At 51.2% G+C, this 16,729-nt stretch carries 16 protein-coding genes and 1 other RNA gene; 2 read left to right on the top strand and 15 right to left on the bottom strand.

The window, feature by feature from the left end:
- Positions 1-75: 75 nt before the first annotated feature.
- From recR to rpoE, 14 genes are all read right to left on the bottom strand, one after another.
- Positions 76-675 (bottom strand): recombination mediator RecR, encoded by a 600-nt coding sequence (recR, locus tag EXW96_RS19475; protein ID WP_174351220.1) that lies wholly within the window; start codon positions 673-675, stop codon positions 76-78.
- A 73-nt stretch (positions 676-748) separates the two neighbouring features.
- On the bottom strand, positions 749-1,060 hold the full coding sequence (locus EXW96_RS19470) for a YbaB/EbfC family nucleoid-associated protein (RefSeq protein ID WP_062410313.1): 312 nt from the start codon (positions 1,058-1,060) through the stop codon (positions 749-751).
- Positions 1,061-1,088: 28 nt separating this feature from the next.
- Complete coding sequence (gene dnaX, locus EXW96_RS19465) at positions 1,089-2,843, bottom strand: DNA polymerase III subunit gamma/tau (RefSeq protein WP_174351219.1); 1,755 nt, start codon at positions 2,841-2,843, stop codon at positions 1,089-1,091.
- A 72-nt stretch (positions 2,844-2,915) separates the two neighbouring features.
- The gene (locus tag EXW96_RS19460) at positions 2,916-3,977 is read right to left on the bottom strand and encodes an ATP-binding protein (RefSeq protein WP_062410311.1); all 1,062 of its coding nucleotides are present in this window, start codon (positions 3,975-3,977) and stop codon (positions 2,916-2,918) included.
- A 276-nt stretch (positions 3,978-4,253) separates the two neighbouring features.
- Positions 4,254-4,517: signal recognition particle sRNA large type (gene ffs / locus EXW96_RS19455), an RNA gene on the bottom strand.
- A 48-nt stretch (positions 4,518-4,565) separates the two neighbouring features.
- Positions 4,566-4,961, bottom strand: coding sequence for a hypothetical protein (locus tag EXW96_RS19450; protein WP_174351218.1), 396 nt, complete (start codon positions 4,959-4,961; stop codon positions 4,566-4,568).
- An 87-nt stretch (positions 4,962-5,048) separates the two neighbouring features.
- Entirely contained in the window at positions 5,049-5,246 is a 198-nt protein-coding gene (rpmE, locus tag EXW96_RS19445; protein ID WP_054817048.1) for a 50S ribosomal protein L31, read from the bottom strand.
- An 82-nt stretch (positions 5,247-5,328) separates the two neighbouring features.
- Complete coding sequence (locus EXW96_RS19440) at positions 5,329-6,606, bottom strand: radical SAM family protein (protein WP_062410310.1); 1,278 nt, start codon at positions 6,604-6,606, stop codon at positions 5,329-5,331.
- 12 nt (positions 6,607-6,618) lie between these two features.
- The gene (gene rho / locus EXW96_RS19435) at positions 6,619-7,926 is read right to left on the bottom strand and encodes a transcription termination factor Rho (protein ID WP_054817046.1); all 1,308 of its coding nucleotides are present in this window, start codon (positions 7,924-7,926) and stop codon (positions 6,619-6,621) included.
- A 91-nt stretch (positions 7,927-8,017) separates the two neighbouring features.
- Entirely contained in the window at positions 8,018-9,271 is a 1,254-nt protein-coding gene (locus EXW96_RS19430) for a UDP-N-acetylglucosamine 1-carboxyvinyltransferase (protein ID WP_054817045.1), read from the bottom strand.
- Positions 9,272-9,385: 114 nt separating this feature from the next.
- Positions 9,386-10,240, bottom strand: coding sequence for a class II fructose-1,6-bisphosphate aldolase (gene fba, locus EXW96_RS19425; RefSeq protein ID WP_054817044.1), 855 nt, complete (start codon positions 10,238-10,240; stop codon positions 9,386-9,388).
- A 305-nt stretch (positions 10,241-10,545) separates the two neighbouring features.
- Positions 10,546-10,938, bottom strand: a complete 393-nt coding sequence (locus tag EXW96_RS19420) for a response regulator (protein ID WP_054817043.1) — start codon at positions 10,936-10,938, stop codon at positions 10,546-10,548.
- Positions 10,939-11,177: 239 nt separating this feature from the next.
- Positions 11,178-12,779 carry a CTP synthase gene (locus tag EXW96_RS19415; RefSeq protein ID WP_054817042.1) on the bottom strand — a complete coding sequence of 534 codons (1,602 nt, stop codon included), beginning with the start codon at positions 12,777-12,779 and terminating at the stop codon, positions 11,178-11,180.
- 167 nt (positions 12,780-12,946) lie between these two features.
- Positions 12,947-13,531: a DNA-directed RNA polymerase subunit delta gene (rpoE, locus tag EXW96_RS19410; protein WP_062410309.1), complete on the bottom strand. Its 585-nt coding sequence runs from the start codon at positions 13,529-13,531 to the stop codon at positions 12,947-12,949.
- Positions 13,532-14,000: 469 nt separating this feature from the next.
- Between rpoE and EXW96_RS19405 the strand changes: the two genes are divergently transcribed.
- Positions 14,001-15,179 (top strand): S8 family peptidase, encoded by a 1,179-nt coding sequence (locus EXW96_RS19405; protein ID WP_174351217.1) that lies wholly within the window; start codon positions 14,001-14,003, stop codon positions 15,177-15,179.
- 4 nt (positions 15,180-15,183) lie between these two features.
- Here EXW96_RS19405 and EXW96_RS19400 read toward each other — a convergent pair whose 3' ends face one another.
- A complete protein-coding gene (locus EXW96_RS19400) occupies positions 15,184-15,687 on the bottom strand; it encodes a YwiB family protein (protein WP_174351216.1) in 504 nt (167 codons plus the stop codon).
- Between the two features lie 133 nt (positions 15,688-15,820).
- Between EXW96_RS19400 and EXW96_RS19395 the strand changes: the two genes are divergently transcribed.
- On the top strand, positions 15,821-16,699 hold the full coding sequence (locus tag EXW96_RS19395; RefSeq protein WP_174351215.1) for a metallophosphoesterase: 879 nt from the start codon (positions 15,821-15,823) through the stop codon (positions 16,697-16,699).
- Positions 16,700-16,729: the final 30 nt, after the last annotated feature.

The raw sequence follows: 16,729 nt of genomic DNA, 5'->3' as shown, positions 1-16,729 counted from the left end.
AAAAAAAGCCCTCCCCGGCAACGCGGCTCAAATCAGCCGTAACCCGGGCAGGACCTCTTGGAGAAACAATCTATTTCATAGTAATTCCCTGCGCCCTTCAAGCGCTTTGGTTAATGTGACTTCGTCGGCATACTCCAAATCCCCGCCGACCGGCAGACCGTGTGCAATTCGTGTCACTTTCAGCCCAAAGGGACGGACCAGCCGAGACAAGTACATTGCGGTTGCTTCACCTTCAATATTCGGATTCGTGGCCAGAATAAGCTCCTGAACACGCTCATCGCTTAAGCGTTTCAATAAATCGGCAATCCGGATCTCATCAGGCCCGATGCCTTCCATAGGCGAAATCGCTCCATGAAGAACATGATAATACCCGTTGTACTCTTTCGTCCGCTCCATGGCTACCAAATCTTTGGGCTCCTGCACCACGCAAATCGTTGAGGCGTCGCGGCTCTTGTCCTGACAAATACGGCACGGATCCGTGTCGGTAATATTGCAGCAGACCGAACAATAGTGCAGATTCCTTTTGACATTTACGAGTGCTTTGGCAAAATCGATGACATCGTCTTCCTTCATTCGCAGCACATGAAACGCCAGGCGCCCCGCCGTCTTGGGTCCGACGCCCGGAAGCCGGGAGAACGAATCGATCAGCTTGGCTAATGGTTCGGGATAAAACAAGCGATTAGCTCCTCACACGTTAAACTTAGAGGCCTCTTTAGCCTCGCGCGGCTAATGATGATCCGGTCTCCGTTTAGAATAATCCCGGAATGTTCAGACCGCCGGTTAGTTTGGACATTTCTTTACCGGCCGATTCTTCCGCTTTCAGCATGGCGTCATTCGTAGCGGCAAGCACCAAATCCTGCAGCATTTCAACATCGTCCGGGTCCACAGCTTCCGGCTTGATCACAACGGAAGTTACCTTTTTATGTCCGTTGACCGTTACGCTAACCACACCGCCGCCGGCCGTGCCCTCGAACGTTTTGTTCGCCAGCTCTTCCTGGGCCTTCAGCATTTGCTCCTGCATTTTTTTCACTTGCTTCATCATTTGGTTCATATTGTTCATTATGAAATACACTCCTCGCGTTCACATATTAGTCTTCTTTTATTTTTACCAATTCTTCGCCAAACAATTGTATGGCCTCATCAATCCATGCTTCCCTGCCGCCGCCGGATTGTTCATCATCTGCAACGAGCTGCAGCTCCTCTTTCGGCGCTTCGGCACCCCCAGCCTGATCGGATGCGGCTTTCCAGTCCTTCATCATCACCGTGACAAGCCGGTACGGCTGGCCGAGCACTTCATTCATGACCTGCTCGATCAATTGTTTGTTCGCAGGCTTTTCCGTCGTTTCCCGATGCATGGCGCTTTTGAATGCGACTAACAATCGGCCGTCATGGATGGAAACCGGCTCCCCGTCTACCAGCCAAGCGTGCACGGTAATTTTGAGCTCCTTCACCCGACCGAGCACTTGACTCCACTGCTGCAGCACGCCTCGGAAAGCGGCATCTTCTCTCCCTTGCAGGAAAGCATCCAGCTTTTCGATTTTCTTCACTACTGCCGGCGCAGAGGCTTGTCGGCCAGTGCCGCCTAATCCCGCTCTGCCGCTTGGCGCAGGACTGCCTCCGGCAGGAGCGATTCCCTGTTTCATCAGTTGGGCAAGCTGGTCTTCCAACCGCTGAATGCGGCCCATTAACTGGACAACCAGACCGTCTTGCCGTTCAGGCGCAGCCTGCACAACGGAAGCGGAACCCGCGACCGGACCGCCAACCTGAGTACAAAGCTTCATTACGGCCACTTCAAGCAGCGTCTGAGGCTGCACGGAATATTTCATTTCCGTCTGATAATAGTTAAGCGTATCGATCATGGCAATCAGACTTTCGCTTGTAAACCGCTGAGCCACCTCGGAAAACCTCTTCACATCCACGATGCGTTCCGTGACCGCCCCTGACCCCGGCACCATCTTCACCATCAGCAAGTCACGGAAGTAGTAAATCAAGTTTTCCATACACTTGTCCGCACTTTTGCCTTCTTGCATAAAGTCATCGATCAATCGCAGCGCAGCGCCGAAGTCTTTGTCCTGAATGGCGGTAACGAGCTTCTCGAATTGATCGGACGCCATCCCCCCCGTAATGGAAAGCACGTCCTCGTAACTTACCCGCTGTCCGGAAAAAGCGATGATCTGGTCCAACAAACTGAGCGCATCGCGCATGCCTCCATCGGAGAGCCGGGCAATGAATGCCAACGCGTCCTCATCGATCTCTATTTGTTCGTTCGAACAAACCTCGCGAAGACGCTCCACTTGTTCATCAAGCGCTACGCGGCGGAAATCAAACCGCTGACAGCGGGATATAATCGTTGCAGGAATACGATGCGGTTCCGTCGTTGCCAAAATAAACATCACATGGCCGGGCGGTTCTTCCAATGTCTTGAGCAGCGCATTGAAAGCCTCTGTAGTCAGCATATGCACCTCGTCAATGATGTACACCTTTTGACGTACCTCGGTAGGCGCATATTTTACCTTATCGCGAATGTCGCGTATTTCCTCGACCCCGCGGTTGGAAGCCGCATCAATTTCCACGACATCCATTACGGCTCCTTCGGTAATCCGTAGGCAGGCCTCACATTGATTGCAAGGCTCCACTGCCGGACCGTTCTGGCAGTTAACGGCTTTAGCCAATATTTTGGCCGCACTGGTCTTGCCCGTCCCACGGGGACCGCTGAATAAATAAGCGTGACTGAAACGTCCTTCGCGAAGCGAATTTTGTAAGGTTTGGACAATATGCTTCTGGCCTACCATATCCTTAAAGGATTGGGGCCTCCATGTTCGGTATAAGGCGATATGTGCCATCTTGCCCTCTCCAAATGTTCGTTTATTCAGTCCATTATACTACACTTAAGAGCAGGTTTGAAGTTCATAGCCTTACGGGAAAGGAATGCTCACGGTAAACGTGGTTCCGAAGCCTTTGGAGGAAACTCGGATATGCCCCCCTATATCATGGATGATGCGCTGGCAGACGGATAAACCCAGACCCGTTCCTTCCACTTTCGTTGTAAAAAACGGATCGAATATTTTATCCACCACATACATCGGAATTCCGGGACCCGTATCATGGATAATGATATTGACTTTCCGTTCCTCCACATCCGCCTTTTCCGTTATCGTTAAAAAACCTCCATCTCCCATAGCTTCGATTCCGTTCTTGCATATGTTAAGAAACACCTGCTTGAGCATTTCACGATCGGCGACAACCAGAGGAAGGTCGTACATGGCTTCGTACTGTACAACAACCCGGTGCAAAATCGCTTCATTGTTGATGATCGGCAAAATGTCACGCAGCACTTGAGACACATCGACCTTATCGTATGTAACGTTCTTCGGTTTACTCAGCAGCAAAAATTCGTTGACCAGTTCATTAATCCGGTTGATTTCCTGCAGCATCACTTCCGTATAACCGCTTTCCTTCTCCAACCCCTGATCCTGAAGCGTTTTTCGAATAACCTGAAGGAACCCTTTAATGGAAGTTAGCGGATTCCGGATTTCATGCGCGGTACCCGCTGCTATCTGGCCGATCATGGCCAAGCGGTCGCTTCGCTGTACCTGTTCCTCCAGGGAACGAAGATTCGTAACGTCTTTAAAAATGATGTAAGCCCCTACGACCCGGCTTTCCTCATCTCTTAACACATTCGAATCGACAAGCAGCTCGTACCTTTCCTGGTTATTAGTCCATGACAGAGCGTGATTGCGTACGACCATGCCATCCAAAATGCTTCTTTGCACCAGTTGGTGTTCTGCCGGCAAATCAGCAAACACCTGTTCCATTGGCAACTGGAGAACCTGTTCTCTGTCTAAACCGAGTACACGACAGGCCATGTCGCTAATATCAATAAGCTCAAAATCCGTATTGATCAGCATAACTCCCAAATTGACATCTTTTAAGAACGTACCCGCAAATCGCTGGAGCAAATTTAATTCATGCTGCAACGCAATTCTCTCCCCCCTGTTTTTCTCTACGAAAGCCCATCGCACAACGCCGTATGGTTTGTACGTTCTTGCCGGCCCAGTTAACTTTAGTATACAATTCTCCTATTTTTTTCATTTTCCTCCCCTTTTTTAAGAAAACTTCTTACTCGAGCATTCCGGGGAGAAAATAATGAGCGGCCGACGCAAAAAAACACCGAATGGATAAGCCTAAGAGGCTTCCCATACGGTGTATTTCCTTTGTTCACTGTATTTTACTGTACATTAAGAAAAGAAAAACCGTGCACCTACCTTGATATTACGATCCAAGTGGAATTTTTATCATCGACTCAAGTTAGGCCACCCTTCGGCACATGAACCATCCCGCTTACGGCTGCTTCCTTCCGGACCTGACCGGGTTCACGGGCATCCATTGCGAAGGACCCGACTCTCAACACCGACTTTAAAACCCAACCCTCACATCGCAATACCGCGATTAGGCGTTCGACCCCGCTACAGCGGATTGCGGGTTACAGGGCACCGCTACCTCCCCGTCTAGCACGGCATAGATAAGTATAGTCGATCCCATCAAAAATATCAACCTGGAGGGAGTTATTTGGCAGAAACGTCAGCATCTATATTGTATCTCGGAGAGGCAGCGGCCAAAACAGCCTGCGCCTCGTGCTTGATCCGGGCAATTTCTTCCGCGCTTGTTCCGGCAGGCACATTGAGCAGTACATGGGCTACAGGCCCATTAAGAGTGATCGTTGTGTTCGTAACCATCGGGAACCGCTCTTTAATAGCAGCCTCCATCACACGAACATCATCGGAGTATGTCCGGTAGGTCTTGCTTAACGGCATGTTAGGATTCACTTCCGTAATCCCCAGCAAACCGTCTCTGCTATGCGTCCTCACTTCCTGCCGAGTATTGGCGGCTCCTCCGCAAGCCGTCGCAACAGAAACCGCCAGCAGCCATACCGCGGCAAGGAAAAAGATTCTTTTCTTCATAAAAAAACACCTCCTGCAGCACTAAGATACGTAATCTTAGAATAGCCACAGGAGGCACGCTTCATGCTGTATAGAATCTGACAAAAATTAAATGCCGTATTTCTTCTTGAATTTATCTACGCGACCGCCGGCATCCACGAATTTCTGCTTACCGGTAAAGAACGGATGGCAAGCGGAGCAAATCTCCACACGGAGGTTTTGCTTGATGGATCCCGTTTCAAACGTATTACCGCATGCGCAAGTAACCGTCGTTTGATAGTATGTCGGATGAATAGCTTCTTTCATTACTCTTTCACCTCTTTTGCCCTGAAACACCATGTGAATCAGAGTTATCTTTTAGCACACATGATCGGATTATACCATGGAGCTATCCGTGTTGCAAGTGTTTCTTACGCTTGTCAGCCAGTTCCTGCGGGATATGCGTATAGGAGCCGAGCACGACGCCGGGAAGCTCCTCCCGAAAAATATCCAGCATCTGCTTCATCCCGTAACGCTCACCGCGCGGCTTCGGGATAAGCTCCAAATAGCTTTCCGGATCGATGTTCAAATTCCGCAGTTGGATCAGCTTCAGACCGGTTCGGCGCACGAAATCGATCATGGCTTCCATCTCTTCCTCACGATCCGTCACACCCGGGAAAATCAAATAGTTAATCGAAGTGACGACCCCGTGATCCGCCGCATAACGAAGCGATTTTTCCACGTTTTTCAGCGTGTAGCCGCGGGGCTTGTAATAAGCATTATAATGATCGTCCAGAGCACTGATCGTGCTGACCCTCATCAAATCCAGGCCCGCGTCGACAATACCGCGGATATGATCCGTCAGGCCGGCATTCGTATTGATGTTAATAAAACCCGTACTCGTTTGGCGCCGGACTTCCCGGATCGCTTCGATAATCATTTTGGCCTGGGTCGACGGTTCGCCTTCGCAACCTTGCCCAAAGCTGATGATGCTCTCCGGAGTTTTGAGATGCTCCAGCATCACCTGTATGATTTCCTCGACGGTAGGCTTGAAGTTCATTCGTGTCTGAGGCGCAGGAAAGCCGCTGTCCTCAGGCTGTTCGGAAATACAGCCGAAACAGCCAGCATTACAGGAGAAAGAGACCGGAACAGCGCCTTCCCAACGATTCAGGAACGTGTTCGAGGCCGTTAAACATTCGTATCCGAGCGCACAATTGGATAAGTGCTGATAAAGCCGGTTATCTTTATACTGCCCCAGAATGCGCTGCACTTGCAGTTCCAGCTCGTCCGGGTCACAATTCCGGGGATTCCAACGCTCAGGATCGTCACTCGCCTCGGCCGCTACATAAAACCCGCCGTCCTTCCAAACGACCGCGGTATAGCCGAACAAAGGAAGCACCTTATTCTTATCCGCCTTCACATAACCGGGCAGCAGCAGACGGGTAAAGCCCTGCGGCAGTAAAGCGCCGACGGCCGATACTTCTCCAGGGACGATTTGCATTTCGCCCGTTCGCACGTGGATGCCGATGGGGCGAGTGTCCGGCAAACTGACGAGGGTGGCTCCTTCCGGCAGCGGAATGAGCTCTTCTTCCAGCATCTCCATCACCGTATCGCCGCTGCGTCCAAGACCCGTAAAATCCGGATGATCGTAGACGTTGCCATCACGATCGGCATAAACCAAATTCATGAACCTACCCTCCTACGAGACGGAATGCTTAACCCGCCGGGAAGCACCGCCACTGCCGCCAGATTGAGGACCGCCTCCGTTAGGCTCCAGCGTTTCCAGAAACTCTTGATTTGTTTTTGTTTCGCCAAACCGCTTAAAGAAAGCTTCAATATAATCGTGGGAATCATTCATGCCTTTGCGGATCGCCCACACTTTATCAAGCTCCTCTTTGGTCAGGAGCATCTCTTCGCGGCGCGTTCCGGAGCGGCGAATGTCGATCGCCGGGAAAATCCGACGTTCCGCCAGCTTACGGTCAAGGTGCAGCTCCAAATTACCGGTCCCCTTAAACTCTTCATAGATGACGTCATCCATGCGCGAACCCGTCTCAATAAGCGCAGTAGCGAGAATGGTCAGGCTGCCGCCTTCCTCGATGTTGCGGGCAGCGCCGAAAAAACGCTTCGGGCGGTGGAATGCGCCGGGGTCAATCCCCCCGGAAAGCGTACGTCCTGTCGGCGGAACGACAAGGTTGTAGGCGCGAGCCAGACGCGTAATGCTGTCAAGCAGAATGACAACGTCTTTCTTGTGCTCTACCAGCCTCTGGGCGCGCTCGAGCACCAGTTCGGCCACCTTGATATGGTTTTCCGGAACCTCGTCAAACGTAGATGCGATGACTTCGCCTTTTACCGAACGCTGCATATCCGTCACTTCCTCTGGACGCTCGTCAATCAGAAGCACGAACAGCTCTACATCCGGATGATTCGTTGAGATGCTGTTGGCAATTTCTTTAAGCAGCAGCGTTTTTCCTGCTTTCGGAGGAGCAACGATCAATCCCCGCTGTCCAAAACCTACGGGAGTTAACAGATCCATCAATCGGGTAGAAAGTTTGGTAGGGGAGGTTTCCAAGATTAGTCTCTTTTGCGGATAAAGAGGTGTCAACGCCGGGAAGTGAAGGCGTTCCGCCGCTGTTTCCGGATCCTCGCCGTTCACGGCTTCCACGTGCAGCAAACCAAAATACCGTTCGTTCTCTTTGGGAGGCCGGCACTTCCCTGAAACCATGTCGCCGGAGCGAAGATCAAATCTGCGAATCTGAGAAGCGGAAATATAAATATCCTCACTGCTGGGCAAATAGTTGATCGGACGTAGAAATCCGAACCCTTCCTGTAGGACGTCCAGCACGCCCTGCATAAACATCAAGCCGCTTTGCTCGGCCTGAGCACGTAAAATCGCAAAAATAAGTTCCTTTTTTTTCATCTGCCCGTAATACGGAATTTGATGCTTTTTAGCCAGCTTGTATAATTCCGTGAGCTTCAGCGCTTCCAATTGCGCCAGATGCATATCCATACATATCCAACCACCAAACTATTAAATTTTCAAACTTTGCAAATGATCTATTATAGCCATACCCAATTTGAAAGAAAAGTATACCGCTTCTTCATTCGTGCTGCCGCCAAACTTCGGCCCCCAGATTTGATAGATTGGTCACGAGATGATCGTAGCCCCGATCGATATACTCCACGCCGGTGATCTCTGTAATGCCGTCCGGAACGATCAGCCCGGCGATCACAAGCGCTGCTCCTGCGCGAAGATCGGTCGCTTTCACCTTGGCCGCCGTAAGCGGGCCTCCTTCGATAATGGCCGAACGTCCTTCTACTTTAATACGCGCGCCCATGCGATGGAGTTCAGGGATATGCTTGAATCGGTTGCTGTACACATAGTCCGTCAGAATGCTGACACCCTTGGTTTGCGTAAGCAGACTGCTCATAGGAGACTGAAGATCCGTTGCAAAGCCCGGATATACCAGCGCCTTGACATCAACACTTTCATAATCCGTCTGTCCTACGACGCGAATCGATTCGTCCATTTCGTAAATATGCACGCCCATCTCCTGCAATTTGGCCGTAATGGCCTCCAAATGCTTAGGAATGACGTTGTCCACAATGACGTCGCCACGTGTCGCAGCGGCGGCAATCATATAAGTTCCCGCCTGAATCCGGTCCGGAATAATGGAGTGCCTGCAGCCGTAAAGCGCATCCACGCCTTCAATCCGTATCGTCTCGGTCCCTGCGCCTTTGATTTTAGCTCCCATCGAGTTCAAAAGTGTCGCTACGTCTATAATTTCAGGCTCTTTTGCCGCATTTTCAATCGTTGTAACGCCTTTGGCACGCGATGCCGCCAGCATGATATTGATCGTCGCCCCTACGCTGACGACATCCAGATATATTTTGGCTCCGTGCAATTCCTTTGCCTTGATATGCAGAGCCCCATTTTCGTTCGTAACCGATGCCCCCAATGCTTCAAAGCCTTTGATATGCTGGTCGATTGGCCGCGGTTCAAAATTACAGCCCCCAGGCATGCCGATCGTCGCTTCCCGAAATCGACCCAACAGTGCTCCCATTAAATAATATGATGCTCTAAGTTTTTTAACATTACCGTTAGGCATCGGCCTGGAAATCAGCCGACTTGGATCGATGACCATTCTATCATGATTCCAGTCGACCGTTGCGCCAAGTTCCTCCAGAATCTCCGTATAAATCGCAACGTCACTCAATTCAGGCAAATTGTCAAGCGTTACGGCGGATTCCGATAAAATGGCAGCCGGTATAAGCGCGATCGCGCTATTCTTGGCTCCGCTGATTTGGACCGTTCCCCGCAGCGGGCGCCCGCCGGCAATCATCAGTTTTTCCATTTCGTTGTTTTTCCTCCTACTTCACCACATGTAAGGTGATCAAGCAAATACACTGATAAGGGTAAAAAAACAGAAGGGAAACACACCTAAACCAGTGTATTTCCCGCTGTATCCTTAAGCTTGGTTGGCACTTCCGAACAGCTGGATTTTGGATTTGACCACTTCAACCATGGCCTTGCGAGCAGGAGTGAGGTATTTACGAGGATCGTACACTTTTGCGTCTTTGTTCAGCACTTCGCGGATCGTTTGCGTACAAGCCACCTGATTCTCGGTGTTGACATTGATCTTGCCTACACCTGCAGCAATGGCTTTGCGAATCATCTCATCCGGAACGCCGGAGCCGCCGTGCAGTACAACCGGTACCGGAATCGCGCTCGCCACCTTGTCGATGATGTCAAAGCGGATATTCGGCTCTCCCGCGTACATTCCGTGTGCCGTACCTACGGCAATGGCCAGGCAATCGACACCGGTTTCCTCGTAAAAACGGATCGCTTCTTCCGGTTTAGCCAAAGCAGCGTCAGCCTCATCCACACTGATATCGTCTTCTACACCGCCGATGGTCCCAAGCTCTCCTTCAACGGATACCCCCATCGCATGAGCTGCTTTCACCACTTCTTTGGTCAAACGAATATTTTCCTCAAATGAATAGTGCGAACCATCAAACATAACGGAGCTGAAGCCTGCACGGATACATTTCATGGCTACTTCAAAGCTGCTGCCGTGATCCAAATGCAGCGCGATGGGAAGTCCCGATTTCTTCGCTGCAGCTTCAGCCAATGCCACTGTATATTCGATCCCCATATATTTCAGGGCGCCTTCGGAAACGCCAAAAATGAAAGGCGATTTTAATTCTTCAGCCGCCTCCGTAATCGCTTGAGCGAATTCCAGATTATTCATGTTAAACTGGCCTACGGCAAATTTATTTGCCTTGGCTTTAGGTAAAAATTCATTCATGGAAACAAGTGGCATAGTATTTCTCTCCTTCTAAGTATAATTTGAACTTTCCGGCTTGTATACCGTTCTAAAGTCATACTGGCCCATTATACCATACAAATGGACAAACGAGAATCCCGTGACCCGGCTCCCTCAGCATATGAACGGTATGAAAACGGGAACAAACGCAGTGACATCAGCAATAGGCCATACGATGATCGGCATACGGAAGAAGGCTTTCGGTGAAGAAACATCCGAGGTTTGGAGCAGCTATTCCTGCAGATTTAGTTTCCACCGCAGTGGACTTGTCTAATCTTGTATTTTAAAAAAAGAGACCCTTTTCAGGATCCCACGGCGTATGAACTGTTATTCGAGGAACGAAGATGCTGATTAACGGCTTGACGGAGCTCATCGATATCGAACGGCTTCGTAAAGTGCATAATCGCTCCAAGATCAGTAGCTTCTTTAATCATGTCCAGCTCCCCGTAAGCCGTCATCATGATGACTTTAATCGAAGCGTCAATGCTCTTGATGTGCTTCAAGATATCAAGACCGTCCATTCCGGGAATCTTCATATCCAAAAGAACAAGATCGGGCGACACGTTTCTTACGATCTCAAGCGCCAACTTACCATTGGATGCCTGATATGTCTCGTACCCTTCACTGCTGAATACCTCCATCAGCAATATACGGATACCATTCTGGTCATCAACGATGAGCAGTTTCTTCTTCAAGTGAGTACCCTCCCATTTTCGTTTTCCCAATGCATTTGGGAAATTCCGTCCTGATTTGTACACCTAACAAAATATTCTATACCGGAAACGCGATTCCTGCTGTCTCCACCAAAAAATTTTGAAAAGTTTTACAAATTAAGCAGACATTACAGCCTCCGTCCGTTTCGCCGAGTCGAAGGCTGTTATTCGGCTGTCTGCCTATCTATTACGGAAAGCAGGGCACTCCCGACATATCAAGATTATCGCCCGTGTGTGTAAGCCGCTTGTACAAAATGCTTAAACAGCGGCTGCGGACGGTTCGGTCTCGAAGTAAACTCCGGATGGAACTGCACCGCCAAAAACCAAGGGTGGTCCGGACATTCAATGATTTCCACCAAGCGGCCGTCAGGACTGGTTCCCGAAATATGCAGGCCTGCGGCTTCAAGCGTTTCACGGTATTCATTATTAAACTCGTACCGGTGACGATGACGTTCGTATACGAGCTCGTCCCCATAGCAGCGCATCGCGAGCGACCCTTCTTTGAGCTTGCAAGGATACAATCCAAGCCGCATCGTTCCGCCCAAATCCTCAATATCCTTCTGCTCAGGCAGCAGATCAATGACCGGATAAGGCGTCGTAGGGTGAATTTCCGAGCTGTTCGCACCCTCAAGCTTGAGCACTGAACGGGCATACTCGACGACGGCCACCTGCATGCCGAGACAGATGCCGAAGAACGGAATTTTGTTCTCGCGGGCATAACGAATCGCCGTCACTTTGCCCTCGATGCCGCGGTCTCCAAAACCGCCGGGAACCAGAATTCCCTGAACGCCGCCCAACAGCTCGCCGACGTTGTGGTCGTACACTTCTTCCGCATTCACCCAGCGGATTTTCACTTCGGTGTTGCAATCGATACCGGCATGGCCCAGCGCCTCGACAATGCTCAGATAAGCGTCATGAAGCGCTACGTATTTACCGACAATGGCGATTTCGGTCGTTTCTTTAGGCGATTTAACGCGTTTGATCAGGTTTTCCCATTCCGTCATATCCGGCTCGTTCGCGGACAGCTTCAAATGATTCACCACGATGTCGTCAAGCCCCTGCTCGCGAAACATCATCGGAACCTCATATAACGTTTCTGCATCGCGCGCTTCGATAACGGCGCCCGGGTCGATATCACAGAACAACGCCAGCTTCCGCTTCATGTCTTCAGCCAGCGGGTGCTCCGTGCGGCAGACGATAACTTGAGGTTGAATGCCGATGCCGCGGAGTTCTTTTACGCTGTGCTGAGTCGGCTTTGTTTTGACCTCTCCTGCCGCCTTCAGATACGGAATCAGTGTGACGTGAATATACATCACGTTATCCCGGCCGATGTCGCTTTTTATTTGACGAATGGCTTCGAGGAACGGGAGGCTCTCGATATCGCCTACCGTACCCCCGATCTCTGTGATGACTACATCCGATTGAGCTTCGCGCCCGGCCCGGAACACCCGCTCCTTGATCTCGTTTGTGATGTGAGGGATGACTTGCACCGTGCCGCCCAAATATTCTCCGCGGCGTTCTTTTGCGATGACGGAGGAGTACACTTTGCCTGTCGTGACGTTGCTGTTCTTGGACAGATTGATATCGATGAAACGTTCATAATGGCCAAGGTCGAGGTCTGTCTCCGCACCATCGTCCGTTACGAATACTTCCCCATGCTGATAAGGACTCATTGTTCCCGGGTCGACGTTAATATACGGATCGAATTTCTGAATCGTGACCTTTAGCCCGCGGTTCTTGAGCAATCTTCCGAGCGACGCCGCCGTAATGCCTTTACCAAGCGAAGAAACAACGCCTCCGGTCACGAAAATATACTTTGTCATTATGTAATACCTCCCAAGTTTAGCTTGCCTAAAAAAAAGAAAAAGCCCCCGCTCCGGCGGGGCACTTTTATCCAAAAGGACCTCATGGTCCGTAATGTTCATCCAAAGCCCAGAAAATAGTTTACTCTGATCGGGTCAACCTGTCAAGGAGAAAGGAGGCGCAGCTATTATTTGTCATTTTTATCGTCGTCTGCACTTTCGAAATCTTCTTCCAGATCGTCGAGGTCATCCTCCAGATCGGAAACTTCCTCATCGAGTTCCACTTCATCCAGGACTTCTTCGTCGGCCTCCTCTTCTTCGAAGAATTCGGTCTCTTCCTCCACCTCATCCTCCGAGTCGTAGTCGTCGCGAGGAGAATCGTAGCTGTCATAGTCTTCTTCAGCAAACGTATCTTCTTCTTCAGCGAACAAATCCTCATCATCCAAGTCATCGTCTTCATCGTTAATGATGCGCGGACGTTTGCCGCTGCCCACAGCATCCTCGGATTTCTCCACGGGATACCAACGCTTCAGGCCCCACAGGTTGGTGCCTACACACGCAAAACGACCGTCAATGTTGATCTCGGTATATAGCTGGGCGATGACCTGCATTACCTCGTCATCGGACAGACCTTTTATTTTGGCGATTTCCATCATCAGATCCCGATAGTAAAACGGCGTATTCGCCGCCTTCAGCAATTCAAAGGCGAGATCCACCATAGGCATTTCCTTGGCTTGCTCCGTACCGATTTTAAGCAGGTTCTGAGCACTCATTTCGGGGCACATCCTTTCCGACATTTATATGCGCTTGCAACTGTTACAGAGAAGCGTGGCCGCTCACAGTCGGCAACTTTATCACTACAATATCCACTATCTTCAATTAGTAAACCTTATTTTATCCAAAAATGCAACTGGTTGACGGGGTTTTAGCGAAATGAAACGAAGGATTACGCCGTATGCCGTAACCCGATCCTGTGCCGGACGGCCCATTAGGCGGAATCCTTCGTTCCTGACTGTATCCCCAAAGGACCAAAGCCGGACTCTTGAGCCTTCCCTTGCTCCTCTGACCCTAGAAGAGGGAACACCAGACACTCCCCCTTGATATCGTATGTAGCCCCATGCGCTTTGACACATGCCTACAACCTATTTATTTGGCATAAGGTTATGCGCTCATACGGGAGTATACCCTCCTACATACGATAACTAAGGAACGCTCGCCAGCTAAAGGGGGGGGAGGAAGATTATGAATCCTTCAGCATTTGTTGCGTGGCTTCATGAGGCGGTGGTCGATTCGAAGAACGCCGAGAAGCGGCATATTATCCGCTTTGCTCATGGGCGCGATTACGCTGCTTTTGCCCGGCTCATCAGCCGGCAGCGCAAATCCCTGCCCCTGCTTCGACACATTCAGCCGCTCAGGCTGATTCGCGGTATCTCGTGTACTTTGCGTTCGACGGAAAAGCTCAGTTCCGTTCCTTTTATCCATTTTGTCGAAGAAGACAACCGCGCAAAAGTACACAGCTTTTGGAATATGTCTATGGCCAGAACGTTATCGCCCTCCGAAGGCGGCAGGTCAGCCGAGAAAACAGTCATTCCTTGGGGAATAAAGCATATCCGCGCACCCCAGACCTGGAGGAAATCCCGGGGCGAACGAGTCCGCATCGGCATCATCGATACCGGAGCGGATTATTCCCATCCCGATCTTCGCCATTGCCTCTCCCGGGGCGTGAATATTTTGAACCGCCATTTGCTTCCTATAGACGATAACGGCCATGGGACGCATATCGCAGGAACCATTGCCGCTTATACCCAGAACAAAGGAATGATCGGCGTGGCGCCCGGCGCGCTCATTCATCCGGTAAAAGCGTTCGATCACCAAGGGGGTGCCTTCGTCTCGGACATTGTCAGCGGGATTGAATGGTGCGTCTCGAACGGCATTCAACTGATTAACATGAGCTTCGGCATGAAAACGTACAGCAGAGCGTTGGAGGCTGCCGTCCTCAGCGCTTACCGGGCGGGCGTCATCATCGTCGCCTCTTCAGGCAACGAAGGCAAGCAAGCGGAAGTCGACTACCCTGCGCGGCTTCGGCAGGTTATTGCCGTCGGCGCCACAACGCGCAAAGGACGAATTGCACCTTTTAGCAATGTAGGCAAACAAATTGATATTTATGCTCCCGGCGAGAAAATCTATTCCACCTGGCCGCGAGGCAAATACCACGAGCTGAGCGGCACTTCGATGGCGACCTCGCACGTGTCGGGCGTGATCGCCCTCATGCTTGCGCGGCGACCGGGACTGAAGCCGCTCGCCGTAAAGAGAATTTTAAGGAAAAACGCCCGATTTATTATCAAATCCGGAAAAAAAATCAGCAGCGTGAAAGAAATTCATGCCTTCCGCGCGGTACAGGCCGTAGACAAATCATCCTGACAGGTCAGCAGGCCCGGCCGGATCCGGGATCCGAATCCTTCTGCGGTACGGCACGAAGCAAGAGACGGTATTCCCCGCCATCTTCGCCCATCACAGACAGCTTATAGCTCCAGGCAATGGTCAGCGGACCGCCCGGAGCGCTTATGTCGTCCAAGCTGTCCGGCGGGCCTTCCTGCCGTACATCCAGACTGAGGGTTTCCGTTTCCAGTTCGATTCGGCCTTGCGGGGTTTGCAAGTACCCTGTATGCCGCTTCCCGGGGATAAAGGTTTGTTCAAGCCGGATATCGCCATGACGTACGATGCGCAGCTCTCCTTGTCCTGCCTTGACCATAGTAACGGTTCGGCCCATTTCCGCTTCGTGCGGTTCATCGTAACGAACGTACACCTGTTCCCCTTTCAGAAACAAGTCCCCATCCATACGCCGCACGATGCGTTCTCCCGCGGCAAAGCTTTCTAATATAATGTCGACCCGGCGCCTGTGGGTTGCCGATGTGTGCTTGTCCGTCATCTCAACGATCCTCTCCCGTAATTACTGCTTTTGAAACCTGCTCCGTTTATTTTACGTCAAATAGGGTTAAAGCGATACTTTTGTATCTGCTTTCGCATGTTGATTCCATAATTCCCGGAGGATGTGTTCATTCATGGATTTGAGCACAAGGAAGGCGAAAAGAAAACTATCCCGAAGAACATTCCTCAAGAAGTCGGCCCTAACGGCAGCAGGTATCATAGCCCTACCGCCGACCGCCTATGGATATGCCCGATATGCCGAACGCCGCTGGCTTGAAGTGAACAAAGTCACGCTGTCTTTGCCGAGATTGCCTCAGGGAATGGACGGCATCCGAATTGTCCAATTCAGCGATGTCCATCTGGGCTTCCATTACGATGCGGATGAGCTGTTCCGGCTGGCGGAAACGATCAACGGACTCCAGCCTGATATCATCTGCTTCACCGGCGATTTGGTCGATTACGAGATCGGCAAGGACGGGGTACGTTATGCGGAGGCCTTGGTGAACATGAAGGCGGCGCTCGGCAAGTTTTCAGTGCTCGGAAACCATGATTATTTCAATGAATCCGCCGAAGTAGCCGGGCTCCTGACCGAGGGCGGATTCCGCATGCTTCGAAATGATTTGGCGGCCGTACAACACGGAGGAAGCACGATGTGGATCGCGGGCGTAGAAGACATGTGGATGGGGAAACCCGATGTGAAAGAGGCGACACGCCTGGCCAAGCCGAAAGACTTCGTCATGCTGCTGGCGCACTGCCCCGACTTTGCCGACGTCGCCGTTGACCACCAGGTGGATTTACAGCTGTCGGGCCATACCCACGGCGGCCAAGTACGGATCCCGCTGCTGGGGCATGTCGTGACCCCCAAGTACGGCAAGAAGTATGTGATCGGCGGATACACGCTCGGCGATCACAAGCTGCAATTATACGTAAACCGGGGCATCGGCGTCTCTCAGCACCCTATCCGCTTCCTGTGCCGCCCGGAGCTTACGGTGCTCACGCTGCGCCAAGCTTAAGCAGGCCGGGGCTCCAGCATACATCAGACA

This window comes from Paenibacillus sp. JMULE4 (assembly GCF_013337105.1).
Taxonomy (GTDB): Bacteria; Bacillota; Bacilli; order Paenibacillales; family NBRC-103111; genus Paenibacillus_G; species Paenibacillus_G naphthalenovorans.
This window is presented reverse-complemented; position numbering and strand designations above follow the sequence as displayed.